Below are 11304 nucleotides of genomic sequence, written 5' to 3'. Positions count from 1 at the left end.
GGGCACAAAAAACCCCCCCCCCCCGGCCGGGTCCCCCACCCCCCCCGGGGGGGGGCCGTGACAGCTAGCTGTCGGCGTCGGCCTTCTTGGAAGGACGCTTGCCGTAGCGAGCCTCGAAGCGGGCGACGCGGCCGCCGGTGTCGAGGATCTTCTGCTTGCCGGTGTAGAACGGGTGGCACTTGGAGCAGACTTCGACGGTGATCCGTCCCGACTCCTTGGTGCTGTGCGTTTCGAACGTGTTGCCGCAACCGCAGACGACGGTTGTCGCCACGTAGTTGGGGTGGATTCCTGCCTTCATGGTGTCCCTTTCGTGGCCGCCGGGTCGCCTTCGCGGATCGAAGACGTGAACCGGAGCCGGACTGAGCCGTTCGATTATGCCAAACACCTGGCCCCGGGAAAAATTCCCGGGCCCCGATGTCAGTCTTCCAGAGCTCCCGGGGCGGTCTTCGCGACCGTCATCAGGAACTCGATGTTCGTCTTGGACTTCTTGAGCCGATCGATGAGCACATCGATCGCCTGATGAGAATCCAGACCGGAGAGCACGCGGCGCAGCTTGTGCACGACCGCGAACTCGTCGGGGCTCATGAGGAGCTCGTCCTTACGAGTGCCCGACGGATTGACGTCCACCGCCGGGAACACGCGACGCTCGGCGATCTTGCGATCGAGCTTGAGCTCGGCGTTACCCGTGCCCTTGAACTCCTCGAAGATCACAGTGTCGCCCGTGGAGCCGGTCTCCACCATCGCGGTGGCGATGATGGTGAGCGATCCACCGTTCTCGATGTTGCGTGCCGCGCCCAGGAACCGCTTCGGCGGGTACAGCGCGGTCGAGTCGACACCACCCGACAGGATGCGTCCCGACGCCGGCGACGAGTTGTTGTACGCGCGGCCGAGGCGAGTGATCGAGTCGAGCAGCACGACGACGTCGCGTCCCATTTCGACGAGGCGCTTGGCGCGCTCGATCGCGAGTTCGGCCACGGACGTGTGGTCTGACGGCGGACGGTCGAAGGTCGAGGAGATGACCTCGCCCTTCACCGAACGCTGCATGTCGGTGACCTCTTCGGGACGCTCGTCGACCAGCACCACCATGAGGTAGCACTCGGGGTTGTTGACGGCGATCGCGTTCGCGATGTCCTGCAGGACTGTCGTCTTACCTGCCTTGGGCGGCGAGACGATGAGCGCGCGCTGTCCCTTGCCGATCGGCATGACCAGGTCGATCACACGAGTGGTGAGGATGTTCTGCTGCGTTTCGAGGCGCAGTCGCTCGTTCGGGTACAGCGGTGTGAGCTTGTTGAACTCGGGACGGCGCTTGGCCGCCTCGACGTCCCCACCGTTGACCGTGTCCAGACGCACGAGCGGATTGAACTTCTGGCGCTGGCTGCCTGCCTGCTCACCCTCGCGGGGCACACGCACGGCACCGGTGATGGCGTCGCCGCGGCGCAGGCCGTTCTTCCGCACCATGTTCATCGACACGTAGACGTCGTTGGGGCCGGCCAGGTAGCCGGAGGTCCGGACGAACGCGTAGTTGTCGAGCACGTCGAGGATGCCCGCGACCGGCTGGAGCACGTCGTCCTCGCGGATCTCGGGCTCACGATCGGCACTGCCGCCGCCCTCGCCGCGCTCGCGTCCGCGACGGCGCTCGCGGAAGCGACGCCCACGACGGCCGCGGCCGCCTTCCTCGTCGTCGCCCGCCCGGTTGTCCTGGCGCGGACCGTTGTTGCCGTCGCCCTGGCTGCGATCACCCTGGTCACGATCGTTCCGGTCACGGTCCTGATGGCGGTCGTTCCGGTTGCGGTCGCCTTGGTTGCGGTCGCCCTGGTTGCGATCACCCTGGTTGCGGTCACCCTGGTTGCGGTCACCCTGGTTGCGATCACCCTGGTTGCGATCACCCTGGTTGCGGTCGCGCCGGTTGCCACCGTCACCCTCGGAGCGGTCCTGCGACTTCTCACGAGAATGACCGTCGCCGCGCTCCTGAGAGTCGCGGTCGTGGCCCTCGGACGCCGGTGCGCCGGCATCGGTCTGACCCTGGTCGGTCTGGTCCGCGCCACGACGGCCGCGTCGGCCGCGTCCACGCCGGGGTCCGTCGGACTCGCCTTCGGAATCTGCGCCGGTCTCGGCGTTGCGCTCCGGCTTCGTGTCGGTGGCGACAGCGCCGGTCTCGGCAGGCTTGTCGCTCGCAGGCTCGGTGCCGGCGACCGGAGTCACGGCAGCATCATCCTGCGCGGCGGCGCGGGCACGGCGAGCACGCGCGGGGCGAGCCGAGGCTTCGTCGGGCGTCTCGGTCGCGGGCTGTGCTGCAGCGGGGGCGGGCTTGGCGCCTGCGCCCTGCCGCTCCTTGATCGCAGCGATGAGATCGCCCTTGCGCATACCCGAGGTTCCCTTGATGCCGAGTTCGGCGGCGAGAGTCCGCAACTCGGCGAGCACCATGCCCGACAGGCCGGTGCCGCGCCGACCGGCGCGAACCGGAGACTGTGCGGAATCTCCGGCAGACTCGGTGGTGTCGGGAGCGGATGTGGCGATCAGGTCCGTATCTGTCACGGAGATCCTTTCCTTCCCTCGTTGCTCTACGCAGAGCCGAGGGTTCGTTCCGCAGATCAGTTCCTGGCACTGAGCTGGGATTGCCGTACGAGTTCATGAATCGAACGGTCGGCACGTCCGCCACCACACCGATCCGGTGGGTGCGGCCTGGCCCTCCCCCTGAATCGGGAGCAGGTGAGGATAGACCCGGGATCGACGCCCCATGGAGCTGGAGTGAGTGTCCTGGAGAATCCGGCGACTTCGGACGCACGACGTGCGGACTTCCCACAGGATAGCGACGAACTGGACGCAGGGCAAGAATCGACGCGCACGCACAGCGGTGTGCGGTGTGACACGAACCGCGTCAGTCGACCTGCACTCCCTCGGCCACATCGAGAGGAAGGACAGTGAGATCGTCCGCCTCCGCCGCAGCCCGCAATTCGTCGGGGAACGGCTCTGTGGTCAGCGCGAGCACAGTGGGGCCGGCACCCGAGACCATGGCGGGAATCCCGGCAGCGCGCAGCGTGGTCACCCACTTGGTGGTCAGCGGCAGGGCGGGAGCGCGCTGGGCTTGGTGCAGAAGATCCTCGGTGGCCGCCATGAGCAGATCCGGCCGCTCGGTCAGGGCGACCACCGCCAGGGCAGCGCGGCTCACGTTGAACGCCGCGTCGCGGTGCGGGACGAGCGCAGGCAGCAGCCCGCGCGTGTGCGCGGTCGACGAGCGAACCGACGGCACCAGGGCGACGGCCTTGATGCCGGGGTGCACGCTCAGCGACACCGCGCGGAACCGCCGTTGTTCGCAGCCGCTGTCCACCTCGCTCCACGAGACCACCGCACCACCCAGCACACTCGCCGACGCATTGTCGGGATGCCCCTCGAACTCGGAGGCGAGCTGGACGAGCTGGGCGTCGTCGAGCACCCGCTCGGGCGCGACTTTGCGCACCAGACCGTTGGCGGCGGCGAGTCCGCCGACCGCAGCCGATGCCGACGACCCCAGGCCGCGGGAATGAGGAATCACATTGCGGCACACCACGTCGAGACCGTCGGCCCAGATGCCCGCCGCTTCGAGACCGCGCTCGACGGCGCGAACCACGAGATGCGACGGGCCCCAAGGGACCTCTTGGGCGCCTTCCCCTTCGACGCGCACGTCGAGACCGGAACCGGTTGTCGTCACGGTGATCTCGTCGTAGAGCCCGAGTGCGAGGCCGAGGCAGTCGAACCCGGCCCCCAGGTTCGCACTCGAAGCAGGAACCCGGGCGGTCACCGAGATTCCTACGGGCAGCGTTTGCGTCATGTTCTGATTCCCAACAGAGGAAGCCGTGGCGGTCAACTCAGACCAACTCGAGCGCCGACGCCACTGCGACGGGATCGACCGAAATCGGCTCGACGACGGGAACGTCGCGCAGCGCGGTGTCCGGGTCCTTGAGACCGTTGCCCGTCACCGTGCACACCACCCGCAGTCCGCGCGGCAGCCATCCGTCCTTGGAGGCCGCGAGCAAGCCGGCGATCGATGCTGCCGAGGCGGGCTCGACGAAGATCGACTCGGACTTCGCGAGCAGGTGGTAGGCCTCCAGGATCTCCTCGTCCGTGGCCGCGCGGAACGCGCCGTCGGACTCGTCCTTCGCGGTGACCGCACCGTTCCACGACGCGGGTGCACCGATCCGGATGGCTGTGGCGATCGTCTCGGGATCCTTCACCGGGTGTCCGAGCACGAGCGGGGCGGCACCGGCTGCCTGGACGCCGAGCATCCGGGGCTTGCGCGAGCTCAGGCCGTCCGCGAAGTACTCGGAGTAACCCTTCCAGTACGCGGTGATGTTGCCTGCGTTGCCCACCGGCAGCACGTGCACGTCGGGTGCATCGCCGAGTGCGTCGACGATCTCGAACGCCGCGGTCTTCTGGCCCTCGATGCGAACCGGGTTGACGGAGTTGACGAGCCCGATGGTCGGGAACTCGGCAGTGGTCTTGCGGGCGAGTTCGAGGCAGTCGTCGAAGTTGCCCTCGACCTGAACGATCTTCGCGCCGTGCATGACCGCCTGTGCGAGCTTGCCCATGGCGATCTTGCCCTGCGGCACGAGCACCGCGCAGCCGATCCCGGCGCGCGACGCGTACGCCGCCGCCGACGCCGACGTGTTGCCGGTGGACGCACACAGCACCGCCTGCTTACCGGTCGCGAGTGCTTCGGTGACGGCCATCGTCATGCCGCGGTCCTTGAACGACCCCGTGGGGTTGAGGCCCTCGACCTTGATGTAGACGTCGCACCCGGTGATCTCCGACAGCCGGGGGGCCGGGAGCAGCGGCGTACCGCCCTCGCACAGCGTCACCGTCTTCCAGCCGTCACCGATCGGGAGGCGACTGCGGTACGCCTCGATCAGCCCGGGCCACGGGGTGTGCACGGGAGCAGTGTTTTTTTCGGCCGCACTCATTCGGCGGATCCCTCCAGTCTCAGGACGCTGGTCACAGCAATAACGGATTCGAGTTTGTCGAGCGCGGCGATGGTGTCCGCCAACGCCCGATCGGTGGCGCGATGCGTGAGCACCACCAGGCGGGCGCTTTCTGCGGCACCCTCCTGTCGCACAGCGGAGATGCTGACGCCGCGGTTCGCGAACTCGGCAGCGACGGCCGAGAGCACACCGGCACGATCGGCGACCTGCAGATTCACGTAATACCGAGTCACGATGTCGCTCATCGGGGCGATATCGAGCTTCGCGTATCGGGACTCGCGCGGTCCGCGGCCACCGTGCACACGGTTCCGGGCCGCCATCACGACGTCGCCCATCACTGCGGACGCGGTCGGGGCGCCGCCCGCTCCCTGGCCGTAGAACATGAGCCGTCCCGCGGACTGGGCTTCGACCACGACCGCGTTGAACGCACCGCTCACCGTCGACAGGGGATGCTCACGCGGTACGAGGGCGGGGTACACCCGGGCCGAGACGCGGTCCTTGCCGTCGGGATCGGAGACCCGTTCGCAGAGTGCGAGCAGTTTGATGGTGCAGTTCAGGGCGCGGGCAGAGGTGAGGTCCGCTGCCGTGATGTTCGAGATGCCTTCGCGGTACACGTCGCTGGCGGTCACCCTCGTGTGGAAGGCGATCGACGCGAGAATCGCGGCCTTGGCCGCGGCGTCGTAGCCCTCGACGTCGGCGGTGGGGTCCGCTTCGGCATACCCGAGGCGGCCGGCCTCGGCGAGTGTCTCGGCGTAGTCGGCGCCCGTGTCGTCCATCGCGGAGAGGATGAAGTTGGTGGTGCCGTTGACGATGCCGACGACACGGTCGACCCGGTCACCCGCGAGCGACTGGGTCAGAGGACGGATGACGGGGATCGCACCGGCCACCGCGGCCTCGAAGTAGAGATCGACGTTGTGCGACTCGGCAGCCTCGGCGAGTTCACCGGTGTACGCGGCGAGCAGCGCCTTGTTGGCGGTGACGACCGACTTGCCGGCGTCGAGTGCCGCACGCACCAGAGTGCGGGGCAGTTCGATTCCGCCGATCAGTTCGACGACGATGTCGACGTCGTCGCGGGTGATCAACGCCTCGGCGTCCGTGGTGAGAAGTTCCGCCGGCACGCCCCGGTCGTAGGAGAGGTCCCGCACCGCGATCCCGCGCAGTTCGAGCGGGGCGCCGATGCGCTCACGGAGGTCCGAAGCATCATCACGGATGATCCGCACGACCTCGGCTCCTACCGTGCCGTGGCCGAGCACCGCTACACCGACGGGGCGCTGCCCCGGTGCATCGGTCACCGTTGAGTTGGTCACTCCGTAACCTCCAAGCTGAGCAGATCTTCGACGGTTTCCCGACGTAGCAGGACACGCGAGACGCCGTCCTTGACAGCCACGACGGCGGGACGAGGCAGCAGGTTGTACCTGCTGGACATCGAGTAGCAGTATGCACCCGTCGCCGCTACCGCCAGTAAATCACCGGCGCCCACGTCGGACGGCATCCACGCGTCGCGAATCACGATGTCACCGCTCTCACAGTGCTTGCCCACGACGCGGGCGACGACGGGTTCCGCGTCGCTGACCCGCGAGACGAGCCGCGACTCGTACTCGGCCTGGTAGAGCGAGGTGCGGATGTTGTCGCTCATTCCGCCGTCGACGCTGATGTAGCGGCGGGTGTGGCCCGTCCCCACTCCGACGTCCTTGACGGTGCCCACCTCGTACAGAGTCACGGTGCCCGGTCCGGCGATCGCGCGTCCGGGTTCGACGGCGATCGTGGGTTCGGGCAGGCCGACGAGGGCCGACTCGTTGCGCACGATGTCGGTGAGCTTCGCGGCAAGGTCCGCGACCGGCGGCGGGTCGTCGCTCGGGATGTACGAGATGCCGAGGCCACCGCCGAGATCGACGATGCTCATCTGCGCCGTCCGGTCGAGTCCGAACTCGGCGACGGCGTCGCGTAGCAGTCCGATCACGCGATGCGCGGCCAGTTCGAATCCGTCGACGTCGAAGATCTGCGAGCCGATGTGGCTGTGCAGCCCGACGAGCCGGAGGTTGCCGGTGGCGAACACGCGGCGGATGGCGGCCATGGCCGCGCCACCGGCGAGCGACAGACCGAACTTCTGGTCTTCGTGCGCCGTGGAGATGAATTCGTGGGTGTGTGCCTCGACACCGACGGTGACCCGGATGAGGACGTCCTGCACGACACCCAGCTCACCGGCGATCTCGTCGAGGCGGTCGATCTCGGCCATCGAGTCGAGCACGATGTGCCCGACACCGGCGCTCACGGCGCTGCGCAGTTCGTGCACGGACTTGTTGTTGCCGTGCATGGCGATCTTGTCGGCGGGGAAGCCGGCGTGCAGCGCGACCGCGAGTTCGCCGCCGGACGCCACGTCGAGCGACAACCCCTCCTGGTGGACCCACCGCGCGATCTCGGTGCACAGGAATGCCTTCGACGCGTAATGCACCCGTGCAGTCGGGCCGAACGCCTCGGCTATCTCGCGGCACCGCGACCGGAAGTCGTCTTCGTCGACGACGAACAGCGGCGTGCCGTACTTCTCGGCGAGGTCGGTGACCGGCACTCCCGCGATCTGCAGGACACCGTCGTCGCCGCGACTCGCGTTGCGGGGCCACACGTGCGCATGGAGATTGTTGAGTTCACCCGCGTCGCGGGGGCGTTCCGCGATGGTCGGGGCGTGGGGAATCTCTGCGTGCCGGGGCCCGGCCGGGTGCGCGTTCACATCCGCTCCGGAGCGGAGACGCCGAGCAGTCCGAGGCCGTTGCCGAGCACCTGGCGGGCGGCGGCACACAGTGCCAGGCGCGCGGTGTGCAGGGCGCCGGGTTCTTCGTCGCCCTGGGGCAGGATGCGGCAGGCGTCGTAGAACCGGTGGTAGGTGCCGGCGAGTTCCTCGAGGTAGCGGGCCACGCGGTGCGGTTCGCGCAGTTCGGCGGCCTTGGCGAGGACGCGGGGGTACTCGCCGATAGTGCGGATGAGGTCGCCCTCGCGCTCGTGGGTGAGCAGCGACAGGTCGGCGCCTTCGGTGCCGAGCCCGAGGTCGGCGGCGTTGCGTGCGATCGACGACAGCCGGGCGTGCGCGTACTGCACGTAGTACACCGGGTTCTCGCTGGTGGTGCTCGTCCACAGTTCGAGATCGATGTCGATGCTCTGATCGACCGAGGAACGCACGAGCGCGTAGCGGGCAGCGTCGACACCGATCGCCTCGACGAGGTCGTCCAGGCTGATCACGGTGCCTGCCCGCTTGCTCATCTTGACGGTCTCGCCGCCGCGCACCAGGTTGACCATCTGACCGATGAGGACCTCGACGGTGTCGGGATCGTCACCGAACGCGGCGGCGGCTGCCTTCAGTCTCGCGATGTAGCCGTGATGGTCGGCGCCGAGCATGTAGATGCACAGGTCGAAGCCTCGCGACCGCTTGTCCTGGAAGTAGGCGATGTCGCCGGCGATGTAGGCGGCGTTGCCGTCGGACTTGATGACGACGCGATCCTTGTCGTCTCCGAAATCGGTGCTCTTGAGCCACCACGCGCCGTCCGAGAAGTACAGGTTGCCGGACGCCTTGAGTGTCTCGACCGCCTTCTCGACCGCTCCGGATTCGAACAGCGAGTTCTCGTGGAAGTAGACGTCGAAGTCGACACCGAATTCGTGGAGGGTCTGCTTGATGTGGGCGAAAATCAGCTCGACCCCGATCGAGCGGAAGACCTCGTCGCGCTCCGCGTCGGGCAGATCCAGCACGTCCGGGCGCTGCTTCAGCACCTCGTCGGCGATGTCGACGATGTATGCACCGGCGTATCCGTCCTCCGGGGCGGGCTCGCCGAGCGCCGATGCGACCAGAGACCGCGTGAAGCGGTCGATCTGGGTGCCGTGGTCGTTGAAGTAGTACTCCCGCGTGACCTCCGCGCCCTGTGCGGTGAGGATCCGGCCGAGCGCGTCACCGACGGCTGCCCAGCGGGTGCCACCGAGGTGGATCGGTCCGGTGGGGTTCGCCGAGACGAACTCGAGATTGATCTTCTTACCGGCGAGGTCGTCCCCGGCGCCGTACGCGTCGTTCTCGTCGTTCTCGTCGAGGACCTTCGCGACGATCGCTCCCTGCGCGTCGGCAGCGAGGCGGATATTGAGGAAGCCGGGACCGGCGACCTCGGCCGAGTCGATGCCGTCGGCGGCGGTGAGCGCCTCGGCGAGCCACGTCGCGAGCTCACGGGGGTTGACTCCGGCCTTCTTCGCGACCTGCATGGCGACATTGGTCGCGTAGTCGCCGTGCTCAGGGTTGCGCGGGCGTTCGACGGTAAGGGTCTCGGGGAGGACGGACACGTCGAGACCACGATCGGCGAGGACGGTCGCGGCGGTTCCGTGGAGCAATTCGGCAAGGTCGGAAGGAGTCACAGGTATTCATCCTATTGGCTCGTCCGAAGGGCCGCCGACGCTCCCCCATAGCCGACGCCGGGGCCGCTGTCACCGCGACGCCCGTAGAGTTGTCGTTGCGTGCGCGCTTCGGCGGCTCGCATCTTCTTTGTCCGCCCGTCGAAAGAGCAACCAGCGATGCCCAGCGGTTCTGTCAGTGGTGGGTCCGGTAACAAGAAAACCGGAGCCAAGTCGTCGAAGGCCATCCAGGCCGCCAAGAAGCAGAGCCGCGGTTCGCGCGGCGTGCCTTCCCAACGCCAGATCCCGTGGGTGATGATCGGAGGCGTCGCTCTCGTCGTCCTCCTGATCGCGGTCATCGCGGTGAGCATCGTGCCGAAATACCAGAATCAGCAGGAGATGGCGGCGTGGTCGCCGTCCGAGTCCAATCAGGATCCTTCCTCGGCGATCGACGGTGTCGTCACGGTCGACTACGAGGCGGGCCAGCACGTCGATCCCGCGCAGCGGGTGGCGTACGACTACTCGCCGCCGTTCGGTGGGCCGCACGACTCGGTGTGGGCAACCTGCACCGGCACCGTGTACGACCAGCCCGTCCGGACCGAGAACATGGTGCACTCGCTCGAGCACGGCGCCGTGTGGATCGCCTACAACCCGGATCTGGTCGACGACGCCGCGCGCGACGCACTCGCCGGCAAGGTCGACGGCCGCACCTACACGATGATGTCGCCGTACCCCGGTCTCGATTCCCCGATCTCGTTGCAGTCGTGGGGTCACCAGCTCAAGGTCGACAGCGCCGACGACGAGCGCATCGACCAGTTCATCGCGTCGCTTCGTTTGAACCAGTACGCCTACCCCGAGGTCGGCGCCAGCTGCTCGACGCTTCCCGCGTCGTTCGATCCCGCGAACCCGCCGCCGTTCGATGCGTCCGAGCCCGGCCCGGATGCGGTCCCGATGGATGGCGGCACCGTCGACGGCACCGAGCAGATCCCTGCCGGTGGTGCCGGACAGTTCCCCACCGACATGCAGGTACCGGCCGGGAGCTGACCATGAGCGACGTCACTGCCGACCGGACCGAGCAGAGCACCGACCGCGGGCACGGGCGCTTGTTTCTGGCGCTTCTGACCGTGGCTGCCGTCGCCGTGGGATTTCTCGCCGGGTTCCTCGCACGGATCCCGCTCGAGGACCGGGCACCTGCGACACCGGCAGCGGATTCGGTCGACGCGGGGTTCTTGCAGGACATGTCGGTGCACCACAACCAGGCGATCGAGATGGCTGCGGTCGCGGTGACGCAGTCCGAGGACGACCGGGTGCGCAGCCTCGCGTACGACATCCTGACCACCCAGCAGAATCAGGTCGGTCAGATGCAGGGCTGGCTCAGCTTGTGGGGTCGCCCGCTGCTCCCGGTCGGCGACTACATGACGTGGATGGCCGAGAGTGACGGACACAGCCACGGGTCGGACGACGCCGCGCACGCGGCGGGCGGGGCGAGCAGGATGCCGGGCATGGCATCGTCCGAGGAGCTCACCGCACTGCGCGCGGCACGCGGCCCCGAACTCGATGTGCTCTTCCTCCAGCTGATGCTGCGCCACCACCAGGGCGGCCTGCCCATGATGGAGTACGGAGCTCAGTACGCGAGCACGGATGTGGTGCGCAACATCGCCCAGAAGATGGTCGACACCCAGACGGGTGAATCCGAGTTGATCACGTCCATGCTCACCGAGCGCGGCGGTCAACCGTTGCCGATGAACTGATCATCGTGGACACCTCGGGCCCGGATTATCGCGCTGACCTGCGGATGTGGAGTTGAGCGCGCAATGCGCTAGGCTAGCTCCGCACCGCCGGTCAGCCGGTGGGCCCGGATTGCCCTCGTAGCTCAGGGGATAGAGCGCTTGCCTCCGGAGCAAGAAGTCGCAGGTTCGAATCCTGCCGAGGGCACCACCACGACGGCCCCCCCGGGGGTTTGCGCAGGGGGCCGGGGCCGGGGGGGGGC

Annotated in this window: 9 protein-coding genes and 1 tRNA gene; 3 read left to right on the top strand and 7 right to left on the bottom strand. The window is 67.8% G+C overall.

Annotation, left to right across the window (positions count from 1 at the left end):
- Window positions 1-64: 64 nt before the first annotated feature.
- The 7 genes from rpmE to argS form a co-directional block, all read right to left on the bottom strand.
- Window positions 65-298, bottom strand: coding sequence for a 50S ribosomal protein L31 (gene rpmE, locus TVH25_RS18455; protein ID WP_169622497.1), 234 nt, complete (start codon window positions 296-298; stop codon window positions 65-67).
- A 119-nt stretch (window positions 299-417) separates the two neighbouring features.
- Complete coding sequence (gene rho, locus TVH25_RS18450) at window positions 418-2535, bottom strand: transcription termination factor Rho (protein WP_422425134.1); 2118 nt, start codon at window positions 2533-2535, stop codon at window positions 418-420.
- Window positions 2536-2878: 343 nt separating this feature from the next.
- Window positions 2879-3808 (bottom strand): homoserine kinase, encoded by a 930-nt coding sequence (thrB, locus tag TVH25_RS18445; protein ID WP_169622495.1) that lies wholly within the window; start codon window positions 3806-3808, stop codon window positions 2879-2881.
- A 37-nt stretch (window positions 3809-3845) separates the two neighbouring features.
- Window positions 3846-4937, bottom strand: coding sequence for a threonine synthase (gene thrC / locus TVH25_RS18440; protein WP_169622494.1), 1092 nt, complete (start codon window positions 4935-4937; stop codon window positions 3846-3848).
- The gene (locus tag TVH25_RS18435; RefSeq protein ID WP_296550065.1) at window positions 4934-6262 is read right to left on the bottom strand and encodes a homoserine dehydrogenase; all 1329 of its coding nucleotides are present in this window, start codon (window positions 6260-6262) and stop codon (window positions 4934-4936) included. The genes thrC and TVH25_RS18435 overlap by 4 nt, the downstream gene beginning before the upstream one ends.
- Window positions 6259-7680, bottom strand: coding sequence for a diaminopimelate decarboxylase (gene lysA / locus TVH25_RS18430; protein ID WP_296550064.1), 1422 nt, complete (start codon window positions 7678-7680; stop codon window positions 6259-6261). The genes TVH25_RS18435 and lysA overlap by 4 nt, the downstream gene beginning before the upstream one ends.
- The gene (gene argS, locus TVH25_RS18425) at window positions 7677-9338 is read right to left on the bottom strand and encodes an arginine--tRNA ligase (protein ID WP_422425131.1); all 1662 of its coding nucleotides are present in this window, start codon (window positions 9336-9338) and stop codon (window positions 7677-7679) included. Before argS ends, lysA begins: the two co-directional genes overlap by 4 nt.
- A 156-nt stretch (window positions 9339-9494) precedes the next feature.
- Between argS and TVH25_RS18420 the strand changes: the two genes are divergently transcribed.
- From TVH25_RS18420 to TVH25_RS18410, 3 genes are all read left to right on the top strand, one after another.
- Entirely contained in the window at window positions 9495-10358 is an 864-nt protein-coding gene (locus TVH25_RS18420; protein WP_169622491.1) for a DUF3105 domain-containing protein, read from the top strand.
- A gap of 2 nt (window positions 10359-10360) precedes the next feature.
- Window positions 10361-11065 carry a DUF305 domain-containing protein gene (locus TVH25_RS18415; protein ID WP_169622490.1) on the top strand — a complete coding sequence of 235 codons (705 nt, stop codon included), beginning with the start codon at window positions 10361-10363 and terminating at the stop codon, window positions 11063-11065.
- A gap of 111 nt (window positions 11066-11176) precedes the next feature.
- Window positions 11177-11252: transfer RNA gene (locus TVH25_RS18410), tRNA-Arg, on the top strand.
- The last annotated feature ends 52 nt before the right edge of the window (window positions 11253-11304 follow it).

The organism is Rhodococcus sp. 7Tela_A2, assembly GCF_049311045.1.
Classification (GTDB): Bacteria; Actinomycetota; Actinomycetes; order Mycobacteriales; family Mycobacteriaceae; genus Rhodococcus.
This window is presented reverse-complemented; position numbering and strand designations above follow the sequence as displayed.